The 19408-nt window shown below is 54.1% G+C and carries 15 protein-coding genes; 12 read left to right on the forward strand and 3 right to left on the reverse strand.

What is annotated here, in order from left to right:
• Positions 1 to 157: 157 nt before the first annotated feature.
• Positions 158 to 3283 carry a multidrug efflux RND transporter permease subunit gene (locus tag EKO24_RS03565; protein WP_127029678.1) on the forward strand — a complete coding sequence of 1042 codons (3126 nt, stop codon included), beginning with the start codon at positions 158 to 160 and terminating at the stop codon, positions 3281 to 3283.
• Positions 3284 to 3729: 446 nt separating this feature from the next.
• Positions 3730 to 5208, forward strand: a complete 1479-nt coding sequence (locus tag EKO24_RS03570) for an efflux transporter outer membrane subunit (RefSeq protein ID WP_127029679.1) — start codon at positions 3730 to 3732, stop codon at positions 5206 to 5208.
• A 93-nt stretch (positions 5209 to 5301) separates the two neighbouring features.
• Here EKO24_RS03570 and EKO24_RS03575 read toward each other — a convergent pair whose 3' ends face one another.
• The 3 genes from EKO24_RS03575 to EKO24_RS03585 form a co-directional block, all read right to left on the reverse strand.
• Positions 5302 to 5787: a PIN domain-containing protein gene (locus tag EKO24_RS03575; RefSeq protein ID WP_127029680.1), complete on the reverse strand. Its 486-nt coding sequence runs from the start codon at positions 5785 to 5787 to the stop codon at positions 5302 to 5304.
• Positions 5784 to 6035 carry a UPF0175 family protein gene (locus EKO24_RS03580; protein ID WP_127029681.1) on the reverse strand — a complete coding sequence of 84 codons (252 nt, stop codon included), beginning with the start codon at positions 6033 to 6035 and terminating at the stop codon, positions 5784 to 5786. The genes EKO24_RS03575 and EKO24_RS03580 overlap by 4 nt, the downstream gene beginning before the upstream one ends.
• A 342-nt stretch (positions 6036 to 6377) precedes the next feature.
• Entirely contained in the window at positions 6378 to 6755 is a 378-nt protein-coding gene (locus EKO24_RS03585) for a hypothetical protein (protein ID WP_127029682.1), read from the reverse strand.
• Between the two features lie 398 nt (positions 6756 to 7153).
• Between EKO24_RS03585 and EKO24_RS03590 the strand changes: the two genes are divergently transcribed.
• The 10 genes from EKO24_RS03590 to EKO24_RS03635 all read left to right on the forward strand — a co-directional run bounded on the left by EKO24_RS03590 (position 7154) and on the right by EKO24_RS03635 (position 19405).
• Positions 7154 to 7969 carry an energy transducer TonB gene (locus EKO24_RS03590; protein ID WP_127029683.1) on the forward strand — a complete coding sequence of 272 codons (816 nt, stop codon included), beginning with the start codon at positions 7154 to 7156 and terminating at the stop codon, positions 7967 to 7969.
• Between the two features lie 10 nt (positions 7970 to 7979).
• A complete protein-coding gene (locus EKO24_RS03595; RefSeq protein WP_127029684.1) occupies positions 7980 to 8879 on the forward strand; it encodes a MotA/TolQ/ExbB proton channel family protein in 900 nt (299 codons plus the stop codon).
• On the forward strand, positions 8879 to 9295 hold the full coding sequence (locus tag EKO24_RS03600) for an ExbD/TolR family protein (RefSeq protein WP_127029685.1): 417 nt from the start codon (positions 8879 to 8881) through the stop codon (positions 9293 to 9295). Before EKO24_RS03595 ends, EKO24_RS03600 begins: the two co-directional genes overlap by 1 nt.
• 100 nt (positions 9296 to 9395) lie before the next feature.
• Entirely contained in the window at positions 9396 to 12116 is a 2721-nt protein-coding gene (locus EKO24_RS03605) for a TonB-dependent receptor (RefSeq protein ID WP_127029686.1), read from the forward strand.
• A 22-nt stretch (positions 12117 to 12138) separates the two neighbouring features.
• Positions 12139 to 13107 (forward strand): SMP-30/gluconolactonase/LRE family protein, encoded by a 969-nt coding sequence (locus EKO24_RS03610; protein ID WP_127029687.1) that lies wholly within the window; start codon positions 12139 to 12141, stop codon positions 13105 to 13107.
• Positions 13108 to 13210: 103 nt separating this feature from the next.
• Positions 13211 to 14101, forward strand: coding sequence for a dienelactone hydrolase family protein (locus tag EKO24_RS03615; RefSeq protein WP_127029688.1), 891 nt, complete (start codon positions 13211 to 13213; stop codon positions 14099 to 14101).
• A gap of 309 nt (positions 14102 to 14410) precedes the next feature.
• A complete protein-coding gene (locus EKO24_RS03620) occupies positions 14411 to 15139 on the forward strand; it encodes a cytochrome b/b6 domain-containing protein (RefSeq protein ID WP_127029689.1) in 729 nt (242 codons plus the stop codon).
• A gap of 36 nt (positions 15140 to 15175) precedes the next feature.
• Positions 15176 to 15637: a c-type cytochrome gene (locus tag EKO24_RS03625; RefSeq protein WP_196239988.1), complete on the forward strand. Its 462-nt coding sequence runs from the start codon at positions 15176 to 15178 to the stop codon at positions 15635 to 15637.
• Between the two features lie 784 nt (positions 15638 to 16421).
• Complete coding sequence (locus EKO24_RS03630) at positions 16422 to 16895, forward strand: rhodanese-like domain-containing protein (protein WP_127029690.1); 474 nt, start codon at positions 16422 to 16424, stop codon at positions 16893 to 16895.
• A gap of 59 nt (positions 16896 to 16954) precedes the next feature.
• Positions 16955 to 19405, forward strand: a complete 2451-nt coding sequence (locus tag EKO24_RS03635) for a DUF1549 and DUF1553 domain-containing protein (RefSeq protein WP_196239989.1) — start codon at positions 16955 to 16957, stop codon at positions 19403 to 19405.
• Positions 19406 to 19408: the final 3 nt, after the last annotated feature.

Here is a 19408-nt window from a genome sequence, read left to right on the forward strand (position 1 = left end):
TAAAAGTCTTAATTTGTCCACGAAAAGCACGAAAACCCCGAAAAACCGTTTGGCCGGATTTTCGTGCGCAATGCCGGCCGGGTTTTATCCCCTCCGTTACGCTCGGATCGTTGAGCGGAATTTTCGTGCTTTTCGTGTCTTTCGCGGACAAAAAACTATGAAGCTGTCGGCGCTGTTTATCTACCGCCCTGTCGCGACGACGCTATTGACGGTAGCGATTGTTTTGGCCGGCATCCTGGCTTTCCTGAACCTGCCGGTATCGTCGCTGCCGCAGGTGGACTTCCCGACGATTAATGTGCAGGCCCAGTTACCCGGAGCCAGCGCCGAAACGATGGCCGCGACGGTTGCCACGCCGCTGGAGCGGGCCTTGGGGCGTATCGCCGGCATTACCGAAATGACGTCCGGCAGTTCGCAGGGATCGACGCAGATAACGCTGCAATTCGATTTGGACCGCGACATCAACGGCGCCAGCCGCGACGTGCAGGCCGCAATCAATGCAGCCGCCAGCCTGCTGCCCAGCGGCATGCCGAACCGTCCCAGCTACCGGCGCGACAATCCGTCCGACTCGCCGGTCCTGATCTTGGCGCTGACTTCCGAAACGCTCGACCGCGGCCAGATGTACGATGTCGCTTCGACGATACTGGCGCAGAAAATATCGCAGATTCCGGGCGTCGGCATGGTGCAGGTCGGCGGCGGCGCGTTGCCGGCCGTGCGGGTCGAGTTGAATCCGAACGCGTTGACTAAATACGGCGTCGGCCTGGAGGATGTCAGGAACACGATTACCCAGACCAATACCACGCAGCCGAAAGGAGTTATGGAAAACGGTTCGCAACGCTGGCAGATCCAGGCCAACGACCAAGCCCGTAAAGCCGAGGATTACCGCCCGCTGATCGTCAGTTACCGCAACGGCGCGCCGATCAGGATTTCCGATCTCGGCGAGGTCGTCGATTCGGTCGAGGATTTGCGCAATACCGGCCTGAAAAACGGCAAGCCTTCGGTGTTGATGATTATCAGGAAGCAGCCGCTCGCGAACGTGATCCAGACTGTCGACCAGGTCCAGGCCATGTTGCCGGAATTGCGCGCGGTCATTCCCAGTACGATCGACTTATCGGTCGTGGTCGATAGATCGTTGACGATTCGCGCTTCAATTGCCGAAGTCGAACACAGTCTATTGATTGCGATTGGCTTGGTGATTCTGGTCGTGCTGGTGTTCTTGCGGAATTTCCGCTCGACGTTGGTGCCGGTTATCGCGGTGCCTGCTTCATTGCTGGGCGCTTGCGCGGCGATGTATTTCTTGAATTACAGCCTGAACAACCTGACCTTGATGGCGTTGACTATTTCGACCGGCTTTGTCGTCGATGACGCGATTGTGGTCCTGGAAAACACCAACCGCCATATCGAGAAAGGCGTGCCGCCGTTTAAGGCCGCATTATTGGCGGCCAACGAAGTCGGTTTTACGGTATTGGCGATGAGCGTGTCGCTGGTCGCTGTGTTCCTGCCGATCTTATTGATGGGCGGCGTGGTCGGCCGTTTGTTCAGGGAGTTTGCGGTGACGCTGTCGGCAGCGGTATTGGTGTCGCTGCTGATTTCGCTGACGGTCACGCCGATGCTGTGCGCGCGCTGGCTGGGTAACGAAAGTCCCCGGCACGGCCCCATTTATCAAGGCATAGGTTGGGCATTTGAGCGCTTGCAAGCGGCTTACGAAAGTTCGTTGCGTTGGGCGCTGCGCCACAGCCGGATCATGATGCTGATTTTGCTCGGCACGATAGGCCTGAATATTTATCTGTACACGGTGATCGACAAAGGTTTTTTCCCAACCCAGGACGGCGGCAGATTGCTCGGTGAAATTCAAACCGATCAAGGCACTTCTTTTTGGTCTTTGCAGAAAAAGCTTTCCGAGTATTCCGAGCTGTTGATGACGGACCCGGCCGTCAGCAATATGGCCGGGTTTGGCGGCGGCGGGGCAGGGGCCAACAGCGCAAGAGTGTTTATCGTGCTGAAGCCGCACAGTGAACGCGATCCGATTGAGCAGGTGATGCACCGCTTGCGAGACAAGGTCAAGCGCATTCCGGGCGCCGATCTGCATATGTTTCCGGCGCAGGAACTGCGTATCGGCGGCAGGCCGTCGTTCGGCTCGTATGACTATGCGTTGCAATCCGACGATCTGGGCCTGCTTCGGGAATGGATGCCGAAAGTGGTCGCCGCACTGTCCAAGCTGCCGGAGTTGAGCGACGTCAGCACCAGCCAGCAGGACAAAGGCCAGCAGATCGGTTTGGTTGTCGATAGGGATAAGGCGTCGCGCTTCGGCATCAGCCAGGCGATGATCGACTCCAGCCTGAACGATGCGTTCGGGCAGCGCCAGGTATCGGTCATTTACAATCCGCTGAACCAGTACCGGGTCGTGATGGAGTTGGCGCCCGAATATTGGCAAAGCCCGGAAGCCTTGAACCAGGTTTATATCAGCGTACCGGCCAAGCGCTTGCCGACCGGCGAACAGCCCGGCGCGCTACAGGTGCCGCTGTCGGCATTGGCCAGTTTTGCGCCGACCAGCACGCCGTTGTCGGTCAATCATCAAGGCCAGTTTGCCGCGGCTTCGTTGTCGTTTAACTTGAAGCCCGGCATTGCGTTGTCGACCGCGACCCAACTAATCGAAAAAACCATGCGCGACATCGGCGTGCCGAATGCCGTTCAAGGCAGCTTCCAGGGCTCGGCCAAAGCCTTTCAGGAATCGTTGCGCAACCAGCCGTGGCTGATACTGGCCGCGTTGGTCAGCATCTACATCGTGCTCGGCGTATTGTACGAAAGTTACATCCACCCGCTGACCATCCTGTCGACGCTGCCGTCGGCCGGCGTCGGCGCGTTGCTGGCATTGATGGTTTGCGGCAGCGAATTCAGCATTATTGCGTTGATCGGCGTGATATTGCTGATTGGTATCGTCAAGAAGAACGCGATCATGATGATCGACTTTGCGTTGTTCGCCGAACGCGAGCACGGCCTGGATTCCCGCGAGGCGATTTTCCAGGCCTGTCTGCTGCGCTTTAGGCCGATCATGATGACCACGCTGGCCGCGTTGTTCGGCGCGTTGCCGTTGGCGTTGGGCAGCGGGTACGGCGCCGAGCTGCGTCAGCCGCTGGGCATTTCGATTGTCGGCGGCCTGATCTTCAGCCAAATGCTGACGCTGTACACGACGCCGGTTGTTTATCTTTACCTGGAGCGTTTCCGGCTGTGGATTGGCCGGCGCTTGTTTAACCGCGCGGCTTCCGACGCGGATAGAGTTGCTTAGGTGATTACGATGACTCAGGAAAGAGCATTTCGTCCACGAAAAACACAAAAAGCACGAAAATTTCTAACACAGCATCCGATTGGGTTTTCGTGTCTTTCGTGTTTTTCGTGGACAAACATAAACCCGAGAAGGCTGGCGTGTTGCTTCGTATCTTCGTGGTGGATTTTTGCTCGTTCCCAAGCCGGAGCTCTCGCCGTTATACACAAATATTTCGCGAGATGCTGTTCCTTATCTGCGTTAGGCGGGAAATACGCGGATAGCAGACCTTCCAGGTTTCCAAAACCTGGAAGGTCTAACTCGCGCAATGCTCAACGGAGCAGCCAGATTTCAGGTCTACGTAGAGATGTGTATAACGACGAGAGCCGGAGCTTGGGAGTCGGGGTAAACTTCGTGCTCTTCGTGGTGAATTTTAAAATTTTTATTAGCTACTTATGTTTGAGACTTACATGACAGTTCGCATTACACGCCCCCTGATTTGTTCATTGCTGACCGCGCAATTGGCCGGTTGCACGGTAGGTCCCGATTACGTCCGGCCGGAAGCGCCTGTTGCAACGGAGTTTAAGGAAAGCAAAGGTTGGAAACAGGCCCAGCCCCGGGACAATGTTTTGTCCGGCAAATGGTGGGAAATCTTCAAGGATTCCAAGCTGAATGAGCTGGAAGAGCAGGTCGCGACCGCGAACCAGTCGATCATCCAGGCCGAGGCGCAATACCGCCAAGCCCAGCATCTGGTGCAGTCGGCGGAATCGGCTTTTTTCCCGATAGCCAACCTGACCGGCACGACTAACCGCTTCCGTGCAGCCAGCGGCCAAAGCGTGGCGGTGTCCGGCGTCAGGAATCTATTCGGCGTTGCCGGCGCGATTGCTTGGGAGCCGGATTTATGGGGCAGCGTTCGCCGCCAGGTCGAAGCCAACACCGGCAACGCCCAAGCCAGCGCGGCGACTTTGCAGGCTTTGCGCCTATCCAGCCAGGCGGCATTGGCGCAGAATTACTTCCAGATGAAAGTATTGGACGAACAAAAAGCGATGCTGGATGAAATCGTGTCCGTCTACGGCAAAACCCTGCAAATAACCCAGAACCGCTATGCGGTCGGCGTGGCGGCCAAGAGCGACGTCGTGCAGGCGGAAACCCAGCTGGAATCGGTCCGCGCCCAGGCCATCAATCTCGGCGTAGCGCGGGCGCAACTCGAACATGCGATTGCGGTATTGATCGGCAAACCCCCGGCTGAACTATCTTTGACCTCTTCGACGCTGGACGTGCAGCCGCCTTCAATTCCGCTCAGCCTGCCTTCCGAACTGCTGGAACGGCGACCCGACATTGCCGCGGCCGAACGCAAGATCGCCGCCGCCAACGCCCAGATCGGCGTAGCGAAAGCGGCTTATTACCCGAGCTTGAACCTGGCCGTAACCAACGGCTTTCAAACGTCCACACTGGATAATCTGTTCAAGGCGGCCAGCCGCTATTGGGCGCTGGGTCCGGCCGGCGCGGCATTGACGGTATTCGACGGCGGCGCGAAAAACGCCCAGTACAAACAGGCCATCGACAGTTTCGACGCCAGCGTCGCCGCATACCGGCAAACGGTACTGACCGGTTTCCAGGAAGTGGAGGACAACCTGGCCGCGTTGCGGATATTGGCGGAAGAGAAGCAGGTGCAGGATAAGGCCGTGGAAGCAGCCGACCAGGCGCTGAAGTTGACGATCAATCAGTATCAGGCCGGAACCATCAGCTACCTGAACGTCATCATCGCGCAAACCGCCGCACTGTCCAACCGGCAGAGCGCGGTACAGCTGCATGGCCAACAACTGGCGGCTTCGGTGCTGCTGGTCAAAGCCTTGGGCGGCGGTTGGAATGTAGCGATGCTGCCGAACGAAGAACAAGCCGGCGGCGAAGTGAAGTGGACGGATTATTTGATATTGCCGGTGGAGTGATTGGTTTTGGCTAATTCCGACAAAACCTAGAGAAAAAGTTAAAAAATAAATTTTCCAGTCGGAGCGCAATCACTATTAACAACAGATGTTGCATTAGCGATTGCGATTTTCCCCGGCCAATTCCAAAACGGTGGCAATCAGATTCGGGCTTAAATAAATATCCGATTGCTCGATTAGTTTCAGCAAGGGCGCAATTTCCACAATCAAACCTTTTTCTTTGGCTGCAAGTAGAACACCAAGTGAACCAATGGTGCTGATTTGATTGATTTTAGCCACTTTACGTCCGCGCCGGTCATCAATCAGCAATTTGTCGGCGGACAGCTGTTTATAAAGCAGCATCGCCTCGGTTTCTCCGGCATCGGCAAACGCATCCAAAAACACATAATCTTGCAGATTGACTTGGCGCACTTTGCCTTGCAAAAAGTTTTTGAGGGGTTGCGCTTGCTTCTTGTCAGGCCGGGTGGCTTCGTTATAAACAGTTTCCGGTACAACAATGCTCGTAAACAATTGTTCCAGTAAATTTAAACTATCGCAAACCGATAGCGCAACCAGAGCGGAACAATCCGCCACCAGAATCATAGCGACTTCATTCCCGCCAGTTCTTCCAGCAATTCTTCCTTGCTGATGTCAATGACTGCCACCTCGTTCTGTTTGCAAGCGGTCATAAAATCATAAATATCCAGTCCTGCCAGTTCAGCCGCTTTAGCCAGCGTCACCCGTGCATTTTTAAACAGCCACAGCGAATAGCTCAAGCGCATGTCTTTTTCAATGTCCGCGGCGGTTTGGAAATTAACAAAATCATTCGGTAGGTTAATGGCAATTTGCATGGTGTTTCCTAAACGGTTTTGGTAAAGGTGAGTTTCATAGATCATTTTGCAGTCATTAAAATTGTTTTCAAGTCGAAAAAGTGAGTGCCGATAAAACGCAAACTGTATTGTTGGTTTGCCAATGTCTGCAGAATTTCAATTGAACCATGCTCAACAATGAAACGGTGGATTTCGGTTTCTGCCGGCTGGTCATTGTATCGTTTCCACACTGATCTTTATATACAAGTACTTACAGAACATGCCGGTATGAAGACCTTCCAGGTTTTTAAAACCTGGAAGGTCTGGCGCGCAATGTTCTCAACAGTCGCTGCCCGGCTGTCAGATGTTGCACAATAACCAAAATCAGTGCCCCAAGTCCTGCCGCACAGCTTGCTTCAGCTCGTCTTTGGCGTTTGCGTAAACATCAAATTGTCCGGGTGTCAGGACATTGCGCAAGTCGTCATCCTTTTGTTCCAAAATGGCTTTGATGTCATGCATTTTAAAAAAGACCATGCTTGAACCTTTCAGTATGGGTTCTATTTTTTCCGCGTATTGCTGGTTGATCGCCTGAACCTTCGCAACATCATCCTGGGAGAGATTCAGCTTTGTTTTCATGAAGCGAGTTTGCGCTGCCGCTCTTGCCGTCGGCGTGGAGTTGAGCAGGTATGACATATCTTCGGCATTGGCCTTGGCAATGAACAGTAAAAAGAATAAGGCAATTGTCAGGGGGGATAGGCGCATCGTGCTCTCCGGCGTCGGTATTTAGTGAATAAAAGTTGCAGCTTGCTCTCTCAACTGCCGAGACTTTAGCAGTGTTGATCAGGAAACACATAAGTAGCAATAGTTTCCGGAAATTGATGCTGAACAAGCAGACGCAAAATTCAAAAAACGCTGGCTTTTAATCGCCCAGCTATCCGCATAATACCCGTTCATGAAATTAAAGTTATTTAAACACAATAACTTAGGGGTGTTGAGTGCGCGATTTTTCCTTGTTCTGCAAGTCTGTCCAGATATGGCATGGAACATGCTCTAGTCATAACGACAGTATCAACTAAAGCCGGTCGAAAGTCAGCTACTCCTTTCGATTCATCCATGAACAAACAGGATCCGGCGTTTTTTTAAGCAACGGGAGATCTCGCATGAATAGTCCTTTAGTGGCTTTTGATAAATTTGAATCGGCAACTCTCGCACCTGAGAGAAAAAGAGCCGATGTTGTTCCGATCAACCAGGATATTGGCCGGCTGATTGAGACTTTGTCCATTTCATCGGCTGCCGGGGCATTGGAGAATTTCAGGCACAGCGTCGATCATCGCGACAGCAAGGCCATTGATTATTTGTTGCTGGTTGTGTTGTCGCTGTTGGTGCATTCCGCCGTTGTCGATCATTTCAAACACGCATCGGTTGAAAAAGAACAATTGGCGGAGCCGGTTAAGCCGCCGTCCAAGGTGCAGATCACCTTTGCCCGGCCGCAACCGCCGAAGCCTGCCGTGGTCCAGCCGCCTCCGCCGCCGAAAGTGGTTGCGATCAACAAGCCGCCTAAGCCCAAAGTACAGCCGAAACCGGCGCCAAAGGTTGAGCCGCCGCCAATAGTTACGCCGACGCCGACCGCGGTGCAAGCCGATGCTCCGGTCGTATCGGCGCCGCCCGCGCCGCCGAAAGTGGAAGAAAAGGTTACCGAGCCGCACGCCGGCGCCGGTTATTTGGATAACCCGCCGCCGGTTTATCCGGACGTGGCGATGGAGCGCGGCTGGGAAGGCAAGGTGCTGATGAAGGTACATGTGCTGGCGAACGGCAAACCCGACAGCGTTTCCGTCGTCAAATCCAGCGGCCAAGACGTATTGGACGCCGAAGCGGTCAGGACGGTCAAGCAATGGTCGTTTGTGCCGGCAATGCGTGGAACCACGCCGATCGACGGTTGGGTAACGGTTCCCATCTCTTTTAATTTACAAAGTTGAGGATTTATTTATGACAGACACAACATCTGCGGCTGCGGGAATTTCCCAGGCAGCCAGCCAAACACCCGTTCCGGGTGCCGATATTGCCGGAGCGGCCAGCGGGGCTGCATCGGCCGCCGCTAATATAGCGCCGGCCGCCACTGATGCGGCTTCCGGCGGCCATGAAATTACTTCGGCGCTGATCGTCGACGGTACGTTATGGGTCTTGATCGCGTTTTCGGTCGCGACTTGGGCTTTGATCCTGATCAAAGGCATACAACATCTGCGGATTGCCCATCACAACCGGATCTACAGCAAGAAGTTTTGGGGCGCCCAGGATTTTCAAGCTGCTGCGGCATTGACAGACAACAAAGGGCCTGCGGCCAGGGTAGCCGATGTCGGCTTCACAACCTTGATTGAAGCCGACGGCGGCACCACGACGCACGATCTCGAGCATACCGGCGACCGTCAGGAACTGTTGGATAGACGCCTGCGCCAGCAAATGCAAAAAGAGCGCGGCGCACTGGAAAGCGGCCTGTCTATCCTGGCGACGATCGGCAGTATCTCGCCTTTCGTCGGCTTGTTCGGCACGGTCTGGGGCATCATGGGGGCGTTGACCAACATCAGCAAAACCGGCTCGGCCAGCCTGGAAGTCGTTGCCGGCCCTATCGGCGAGGCGTTGATTGCAACCGCGGTCGGTATTGCGGTCGCGGTTCCGGCGGTGATCGGTTACAACTTTTTCATCCGCAGGAACAAGGTGATCTGGGCGGCCTTGGACGACTTCGCAATCGACTTCGTTCACCTGGCGTTGAAAACCTCGTTCCTGATTAAACGCCCGGTGACAGCACCGCGCGCCAACAGTGCCGTAGCGAAAAAGCCGGCAATTAAAGCCAGCCACGATGAGTTACAGGCGGAAGGAGTGCAAATCTAATGGCTATTAGTACGAAAGACGGCGGTGGCGAAGACGATGTAATGGGCGAAATCAACGTCACGCCGTTGGTTGACGTGATGCTGGTGCTGTTGGTGGTGTTCATCGTCACCGCGCCGTTATTGACCCAAGCGGTGCATGTCAATCTGCCGAAAACCGCCGAAACCGCGCCGCCCGAGGAAAAAGAAGCCGTCTACGTCAGCGTCGATGCGAAAGGCAAAGTGTTCATCGACAAAACCGAGATTGCGCTGGAGTCTTTTGAGAAAGAACTGCTGGCGCGCAAGGCTGCCGATCCCGAAATAGCGCTTAATTTAAACGCCGACGACGCGGTTCAATACGGCACAGTCGCCAAAGTGATGTCATCGATAGAACGGTCAGGAATTACCAAGTTAGCGGTGCTGACCGTCCCCGGCAAGTAATCAACCACAGATACAAATTTTAAACCGGCCCTTCGGGCCGGCTAGGGACGCTTTGCCTTAAAAATCAGGGCTGATCTTAATTTTTCAAAAAGGTAATCAGATGAGTATTAACAGCTTAGAGCGGCGGAAAGCGGCAAGTAAGAGCCTGAAATCGCTGAAAACAAACAAGACTAAAGGCCGATCTGTAGCTGGCGAAACAAAAGTATCCAATCGCGCTGCGCTAAACGGCGCGGCGGTGATTATTGCGGGCGCTTGCTTATTGGCGCCGGACTACGGCTTTGCGGAGGATTCCAGCGATTTGGCCGCGGAAGTCGAGCGGCTCAGAAAGGAACTGGGAGAAACCAAGAGGGAAAACGAGCAGCTTAAACAAGCGGTTTCCAATAGCAATGCCGGAACGCCTGCTAACGCGGCAACGCAGGCCGCCCCAGCTCCGGCGGCAGCTGTTGCAGCAGCCGAGCCGCCTAAAAAAGAAGAGAAATCGTTCGTCGACGAGCCGAAAAACCTGTCGGAAGTCGTCGTGACTTCTCGCCGCAAGGAAGAAAAACTCCAGGAAGTGCCGATCCCGATTGCGGTGATCAGCGGCGAGCAGATGAAGCGCGATAATATCGTCAGCGTGTCGGATTTTGCCCGCCGCGTGCCCAACCTCGGCGTGACCGCGACCAACGCCCGCCAGACCAGTATCGCGTTGCGCGGCCTGGGCAAGAACAGCGGCAACGAGTCGATGGAGTCCAGCGTCGGCGTGATGGTCGACAACGTTTGGTCAACCTGGGTCGGGTCGACCTGGACCAACTACGCCGACATCGATCATGTCGAAGTATTGCGCGGGCCGCAAGGTACTTTGCAAGGCAAGAACAGCAACCTGGGTTTGATCAACGTGGTCACGCAAGCGCCGTCGTTCAAGTCCGGTTATTACGTCGACGGCTTTGCCGGTAATCGCGATTCGTTGCAGGGTAAAGTTGGCGCGACCGGCACCGTGCTGCCCGGCTTGCTCGCTTACCGCGGTTCCGTTTTTATCGATAAGCGCGACGGTTTTGTTGCCAACCTCGACTCACCGATCACCACCGGCAAGTTGCAGGAGACCAACGCGTTCGGAGGACGGCTCCAGTTTTTACTGACGCCGAATGACAATGTGTCTTCACGATTGATCCTGGAGCGATCCTCAGCCACGCAAAGCATGAGCGTCAACCCGAACCTTGACGACCCTGCGACTTTTGCCGACGGCACGTCGCGCGGTACAACCTATAGTACACGCTTGGCGCGTAACTGGTTCGACGACCTGCGCAACTCCGGGCAACCACTCACTGTGCTGGGCGATCCGCGTAAAGTCGCCCAGGACAATAAACAAGTATCGCGGGCCGATCAGCAAAGCGTTTCCAATGAGCTCAACTGGGGGGCGCTCGGTCATAAATTTACCTCGGTTACCGCCTATAAGTATGCGCTATTCGAACCGCATCATGACGGCGACCGGTCAACGGCGGACATCATGCAGATCGGCGGCGTGACGGTAAAGAACCAGCAATGGTCGCAAGAACTCCGCTTCGCTTCGCAAGAGCCGGGCGTGATTGATTACCAGGGCGGATTATTCGCGCTACATAGCGAGGCGAATACCTTAAGCCAGAATCTGTACGGCAACGACGCCGGGGCTTTCTACGCCAGCAATGCCCAATACAACCGCTTGAATGCGACGGCGGCGGGCCGGGAAGCGTTACGGCAATCGCTACGCGGCGTCATGGATGAGGCTTACCTGAACCCGGTAACCAATAGCTTTGCAGCTTACGGACAGGTCAATTGGCACCTTACCAAGGCCGCGACGTTAACATTAGGTTTACGCGATACCTTTGAGCATCGCGAAAACAGCGGCTATCACCGTTCTTTCGGCGGCTCGGATTTATCCGGCTTAAGCGGCCAGAACCTGACCGATGCGTTAGCGATTCGAAACAGCAGGGTCGGCGTTAATTGGAATTCCGCTACCCAAGGCTTCGACCAAAACTCGCAAAACTGGCTGGTCAATCCCAGCTATAAAATCACCAAGGACGTGATGGCCTATTTCTCGGTGTCCGGCGGGCAAAAGTCCGGCGCAGCGCAATTCAATGCCAATACCGGGGCCAAGGAGAATGTCGATCCTGAAGACGTGATGGATTATGAATTAGGGCTTAAGAGTACCTGGTTCAACAAACAACTGGCCGTCAACGTGAATCTTTACAACACCGATATTAAAGGCTTCCAATCGCAGTTGTCTGTGCCCGACGAAACCAGGCCCGGCCTGTTCAGGACCACGCTCGGCAACGTGAAAGGCATCCAACTGCGCGGCGTGGAGTTGGAGACCAGTTGGGATGCGGCCAAGGGTTTGAACCTGTTCCTGAACGGCTCGTTCAATCATGCCGTTTATACCGACTTTAAAGATGCGCCGTGTCCGCCGGAAGCCAATAACTCGGGAGCTTGCGACCAAACCGGCCTGACCTTGCCTAATGCGCCGCAGTTTACCGCTAACTACGGACTGGACTACAAAGTGCCGCTCGGTTTCGGCAAGTTTAACGATCACGGCCTACAGTGGCATGCATTCTTGGTCGACAGTTATAAATCGGCCGCCAACTATAACGCCAGCTTATCGTATCAAGGCAAACAAGATGCCTATCACGTTACCGATGGCGGTATCGGCATCGGCACCAAAAACGGTCAGTACAACCTGGATTTTGTGGGCAGAAATATCTTCGACACGATTTATTTGACCAATGCCGGATCATATTCCGGCACAGGTACCGCTACCGGAACTTATGGCGAAGCGCGTTATTACGGCGTGCATTTCAGGGCCAAGTTTTAACTGAATTTTATTGGAGAACACCATGTCATCTAGCATTTCACATCGCAAACTATTTTCCGCGCTGGGCGCATTAGCCTTCGCCGCGTCGGTCCAGGCCGCGGACGATCCGGTCACGCCGGCCATTCCGGGCGTAGCGGCCGGCGGCGTAATCATCGAACTGATCAAGGACGGTTTCAAAGGCACCGAAGGACCTATCGGTTATACGGACGGCAGCCTGCTGTTTACCGAAACCAACGACAACCGGATTACCCGTATTGCACCGGATAACACCGTTTCAACGTTCCTGGAAAACTCCAACGGCGCTAACGGCCTGGCCTTGAACGCCAACGGCGAGCTTATCGCCGTGCAAACGCTGAAACCGCAGGTCGGCATCGTCTATCCGGCCGACAAGCAAAAAACCTTCGCCGAGAATTTCGAAGGCGTTGGCTTTCAACGGCCTAACGATGTTGTGTTGCATAAGAGCGGCGCGATTTACTTTACCGACAGCGGCACCCGTCCGACCAAGGAAAATCCCAATCCGCCGCCATCGCATCCGGGTGTTTTTTATATTTCGCCAACCGGGGAATTGAAACGCCTGGTTAACGATATTGAACGGCCTAACGGTATCCAGTTGAATAAAGACGAGACCGTGCTGTATGTGGCCAATACGCTGGGCGAGAACATTTTGGCTTATGACATTGCCGCAGACGGCTCGATCTCGAACCGGCGCAACTTCGCCAAGCTGGATGGCTGGAAACAGGATGAAAACGGCTGGTCCAGCGGCGCGGACGGTCTGGCGATAGACGATAGCGACAGGCTGTATGTCGCATCGAATGCCGGGATTGAAGTTTTTAGCCCGAAAGGTGAAGCGTTAGGCGTGATCGTGTTGCCTAAGAAACCGCAGAACATCGCGTTTGCCGGCACCGACAAAAAGACGTTGTTCGCGGTAGGGCGCGGTGCGGCTTACAAAATACCGTTGCTTGCCCAAGGCTACAAAGGGCGGGCGAAATAGGATACAGACCTTCCAGGTTTTCAAAACCTGGAAGGTCTAGCTTGCACTCGTTTCTACGCACACGTGGCAACGATGGTTTAACGAGGACAATGAGGCAAAAACCATGACACGCAAAACAGCAAAAGACTTCGATCCCGAAGTTCTGAAACTCTTCGATAAATACGTTCACGGCGACATATCGCGCCGCGGCTTTTTGGCTTCGGCCGCAAAATTTACATTGCTCGGCCTGACTGCCGAAGGCTTGCTCGAAGCCTTGAATCCGCGTTTTGCCCAAGCCCAGCAAATCGCGCCGACCGACACCCGGTTGACGGCGCAATACGTCGAATATCCCTCGCCTTCCGGTTACGGCAAGATTCGCGGCTACCTGGTTAAACCCGCGCAATTTACCGGCAAATTGCCGACCGTGCTGGTCGTGCATGAAAACCGGGGCCTGAATCCGCATATTGAAGACATTGCCCGGCGCATCGCGCTGGATAATTTCATCGCGTTCGCACCCGATGCGCTGTTCCCGCTGGGCGGCTATCCGGGCGACGAGGACAAAGCGCGCGAACTGTTCAAAACGCTCGATCAAACCAAAACCCGCGCCGACTTTATCGCCGCGGCCGACGTGCTGAAGAACCTGCCGGAAGGCAACGGCAAAGTCGGCGTCGTCGGTTTTTGCTACGGCGGCGGTATCGCCAATTACCTGGCGACGCAACTTCCCGGTTTGGCCGCTGCGGTACCGTTCTACGGCAGCCAGCCGACAGCGGAAGAGACCGCAAAAATCAAAGCGCCGCTGTTGCTGCATTACGCCTCGGAGGATGAACGTATTAACGCGGGCTGGCCTGCTTACGAGAGCGCTTTAAAAGCTTCGGGCATTAACTACGAAGCTTACGTTTATCCGGGCGTACAGCACGGTTTTAACAACGATACCACGCCGCGTTACGACGAGGCGGCGGCAAAGTTGGCATGGCAGCGCACGATAGCTTTTTTCAACCGGCATTTGCGTAGCTAGTAGCTATTGCCGTAGGGCGTGCCGTGCGGCAAAAAATAAGGAGATAGCAACGGACTCTGCAATCTCAACAAGGAAGCGAATTAACCGGCTAAAGCAACGCCGGGCGGCGGCGTCGGCGTGATCAAGTCCAGTGTGTTGGAGCCGGCAAAACCGGCAGGCGTTGCGGTCGCAATTCTCCGATTCGCTATTGAAGGACCGCTTTCGGCAGGAATGACAGGGATTAATTTCCTGCCTTTTTAAGATTTTTAGGCTACCCGGAGCGCGATTGCATAAGTAATCAAATCCGGTACTCATAACGGGGGAACCAACATGAAAGTAACTATCCATATTTGGGATTTGCCGCTCAGGCTGTTTCACTGGCTGCTGGCAGTTGCCGTCGCAGCCGCTTACATTACCGCAAAAATCGGCGGTTCGCTGATTGACTGGCACGGCCGCATCGGCATTTTTATTTTGGGATTGCTGGTTTTCCGCGTTCTTTGGGGCTTCGTCGGTTCGACGCATGCCCGGTTTTTAACGTTTTTTCCTACGCCGTCGAAGCTTCTTGCCTACTTTAAAGGCCGCTGGCACGGCATCGGGCATAACCCGTTGGGCGCATTGTCGGTGTTTGCGTTGCTGGCTGTGGTGGCTGCGCAGGTCGGTACCGGCCTGTTTGCGAACGACGATATTGCCTTTGTCGGGCCGTTGTTCAATTTTGTCGATAAATCTTTAAGCGACCGTTTGACCGGTTTGCACAATACGATATTCGACTTGTTGGTCGGATTTATCGTATTGCATGTTGTCGCGATTATTTTTTACCGCTGGGTTAAAAAGACCAATCTTGTCGTGCCGATGCTGACCGGTAAAAAGCAGGTTCCCAAAACAGTGGCCGCATCGTTGACGGGCAGGCCTGTTAGAGGCGTTGGCGCCGTCGGTCTTATTCTATCGTTGATTATTTCGTGCACCGTTGTCTGGGGCGTTACCGGCGGCATAGCGTATTTGCATCCGGCCGAAAGCTATGAACAGACTGCGCAAGCCACACAAGCCGATCCCGGTTTTTAACCACTCAATTTTTACAACACACAGGAACTGAAAACAATGAACAGAAAAATTGCGCTTACTTTACTGCTGACTGCATCGGCCACGGCGGCCATAGCCGGACCGATTGAAGAACAGATCCGGTTTCGCCAATCGGCTTATTCTTTTGCGGCCTGGAATGTAGGGAAGATCAAAAGTCAGGTCGTGGATCATCCCGAGACTTTTAACAAAGACGCTGTCGCCGCGGCGGCCAATGCGATTGCCGCAGTGGCCAATTCCGGATTGGGCGCGTTATACGGAGAAGGTACCGACCAAGGCGTGGGCTGGAAGCAAACCCGTCTGAAACCGGAGTTTTTCCAGAAAAAAGCGGAAGTGACGGTTGCGGCCAATACCTTTAACGAAGCGGCAAACGAATTGGCGAAAGTCGCGGCAACCGGCGATATCAATGCGATCAAAGCCCAGTTCGGCAAAGTCGGCGAGTCTTGCAAAGGCTGCCATGATTTGACGCGTATTAAGGAATAATACAGGCCAGAAAAAATCAGTTAGATTTACTCCTCCTATTTCTCGGCAATAGCCCGACTTTATTTCTCTTCTTATTGCATTCCCGTATTGCGCGGGAATGCAGCGCTGATCGTTATACACAAAAATTCTGCTATGCAGACCTTCCAGGTTTTTACTGGAGCCGCTCCCGGCGGCTCCAGCACTTCTGACTTCCATGGATGGAGGAAATGCCGAGGACTGCCGGGAGCAGTCTCGGCCGCCATCCATGGCAGTCGTAAAACCTGGAAGGTCTAAATCGCACCATGCTCAATAATATCGAGAGCAGGAAATACCCGGCCTCCGCCTATTTCAAGATGCGATAACGATGAGAGCGCACGTCGAAACGAACAATCAAGTCCATTTAAGAATAATCAACGACGGCGCTATGGAAGCAATATCTTGGGAACCGGTGTAACTGGTTTTTTAGATTTACCGTCCAGCGTGTTCCAACTGATCCTTATTGCTTCCCTGTTTGCCTCTGCTGCTACCTGTTTACCTGAGAACACAGTCTGGTGCTGGGCTGCTGATTTTTCAGCAAGGTAGGATGGTATTCACATCCCTAACTATTCAAACAATGTCGCCGATGGCTATAGGCGATAAATAATCATTTTACTTATCAATGTATTAGATGAGTCTGCGGCTGTTTGGCGCAAATATATGGAAGTTGTCACGGTATTGGTACGGTAGCTGCATATACCTACTTGAATGTATCGCGATTATTCGCGGTCTATGCGCTTATCGCTACTTAAATTAAAGAGAAATAACCATGAAAAAACGCACCAACCTGATGTTACTTATGATGATCCTGGCTACCCCTGTCGCATTCGGGGCGGCTCATGACCATGAGAAAAAAGCCGATGCTCCGGCTGCTGCCAAAGAATACAAATACAAAACTCCAAAACTTAACCGCGCTCAATTCGATGCCTTGCTGGCCAAGCCCGAGCAGTTGCTGATTATCGATGTGCGCCGCCCTGACGAGCTGACCAAGATAGGCGGCTTCCCGTTTTATTTCAGCGTCCAGTCTAAAGAAATAGAGAACGCTTTAGCCTTCATTCCGAAAGATAGAAACATTGTTACGGTGTCGAATCATGCCGGCCGCGCCGGCGCTACAGCCGATTTGCTCGCCGCTAAAGGTTTTCATGTGGTTGGTGCGGTAGGTGCGCAAAACTATGAAGAAGAGGGCGGCAAGCTGGCCAAAATAGAAATTCCCGCGCCTAAGCCGGCGGCGGAACAAAAGTAATTATTTGATAAAGCGATGCCGGCAAAGACCGGGAACGCTTTTATTTTTGGAGGATGTTAATGAAAAGTAAATTATATCTCGCCGTTATGTGGGGGCTTGCCGGCGCAATGGCTGGAGAAGCCGGAGCGGCTGTGGACCTGTTCAACAGTCCGGTTGGCGTAATCGGCGCGCAAACGGGAACGGCAGACAACAAGCAAGCGGCTGCCGAGGTCAAAGCGACGGAGGCTGAGAAAGCGCCTCAAGTCGCGCAAGCAACGACAACGGACAATAAAGCACCGGCAGCCGACGCCGGCGCACCGGCTACAAAATCGAAACTCTGGTCCTATCAACCGATCAAAGCGCCCGAGCAGCCGGCGGTTAATAACAAAAGTTGGGTTCGTAACCCGATCGATGCGTTCGTGCTGGCGCCTTTGGAAGCAAAAGGCCTGACGCCGTCGCCCGACGCCGACCGCGCCGCGTTTGTGCGCCGCGCGACGCTGGACGCTTGGGGCGTGATTCCGACGCCTGACGAAGTCGCTAATTTTGTCAACGACACTTCGCCGGATGCTTACGAAAAGCTCGCGGACCGTCTGCTGGCGTCGCCGAAATACGGCGAACGCCAAGCCCGCCGCTGGTTGGACTTGGCGCGCTATGCGGACAGCACCGGTTTCCAGAACGACAATACCCGCCCGAACATGTGGCGTTACCGCGACTACGTGATCAACGCGTTCAACCAGGATAAGCCTTACTCCCGCTTCATCCAGGAACAGTTGGCCGGCGACGAGTTATGGCCGGACAATCAGGAAGCGTTGATTGCGACCGGCTACATGGCGCATTTCCCGGACAATCATAACTCCCGCGACTTGATCCAAAGAAAATATCAAATCACGACCGACATCACCGATACGGTCGGCAAGGTGTTTTTAGGACAAACGGTCGAGTGCGCCAGATGCCACAACCACAAGTTCGACAAGATCAGCCAAAAAGATTATTTCTCGCTGCAATCGTTCTTCGCCAACGTAGCGCCCGTTGACAATATTCCGGTCGCCAAAAAAGGCGAGGTGGAACGTAAATATGAGGCAGCCTTGGCGAAGTGGGAAGAAGCGACCAAGGATATCCGCGACAAGCAAAAAGCGATCATCGATTCAGTCAGGGATAAGGCCGAAAAGCATCATAAAGAACGTTACTTGACCGATAGCCGGGAAGCGATATTCAAACCGAAGAGCGAGTGGAATGCCCAGGACCGTTGGGTGAATCATCGCTTGGCGCATGTAACGGACCAAGCCAGTCTGGCGGCTTTCCTGAGGGATGCGGCGGAGAGCAAGGGCAACGATAAGGACTACAGTCCGGAAATCGTCGCAAAGTGGGAGCAGTATGACAAGTTGAGCGAAGAGTTGAAGAAGTTTAACGACCTCAAGCCTAAAAACAGCTCGGCTGAAATTTCCGCGATGACCGAGCTTGGCCATCCCGATGCGCCGCCCAGTTACGTATTCTTCGGCGGCGACCATGAGCGGCCGTTGGAACAAGTGCAACCGGCGTTCCCCGAGGCCATCACCGACGAGAAACCGGACATCAAGCCGACCGCGTTTTCATCGGGCCGGAGAACCGCTCTGGCGAACTGGATAGCCAGCGCGAATAACCCATTGACTGCGCGTGTATTCGTCAACCGGGTTTGGGAGGAATATTTCGGACGCGGCATCGTCGAAACGGTCAGCGATTTCGGCAAAGCCGGACAAAAGCCGACTAATCCGGAGCTACTGGATTACCTGGCCGACAATTTCGTCAAAAACGGCTGGAGCGTCAAGAAGTTGCACCGCGACATCCTGCTGTCCGGCACTTATCGCCAGTCATCGGCTCACCGCGAAGATGTCGCCAAAGCCGACCCTGAAAACAAGCTGCTGGCCGTATTCCCTCGCAAACGCCTGGAAGCCGAGCAGATTCGCGATTCGTTGCTGGTCGCTTCGGGAAAACTTGAGGAACAGGTCGGCGGACCGAGTGTATTTCCGCCTGTGCCTGCCAACTTGGGCGCCGGCAATCAATGGGAAGTATCCAAGGACGTTCATGACCAGAACCGCCGCAGTTTGTATGTTTTTACTCGCCGCAGTGTGCCTTATCCATTGCTGGAGACTTTCAACATGGCTTCCGCTCAGGAAGCGCACAGCAAGCGCGAAGTAACGACCTCGCCGTTGCAGTCGCTGGCCTTGATCAATAGCGATGTAGTGTTCGGATGGTCGCAAGCATTGGCCGGCCGGGTCATTAACGAGGCCGGTAACGATGAAACCGCGCAACTGGACAGGCTTTATCAAATATTGTTCGCCCGCAAAGCGACAGGCAATGAAAAAGAGACCCTGCAAAAGTTTTTGAATAGTCACGAAAAGATTGTCAGGGAAAAAACAGCGGAAGGTAAATTCGCGGTCAGCATTCCAACCGGCTTAAAGAGCGATCAGAAATTGGATCCTATACGCGCCGCGGCTTTTGTTGACTTGGTGCATACGGTTGCTAACTCGAATGAGTTCATCTACCGGTTTTAATGA

The organism is Candidatus Methylobacter oryzae (assembly GCF_003994235.2).
GTDB classification, from domain to species: domain Bacteria; phylum Pseudomonadota; class Gammaproteobacteria; order Methylococcales; family Methylomonadaceae; genus Methylobacter_A; species Methylobacter_A oryzae.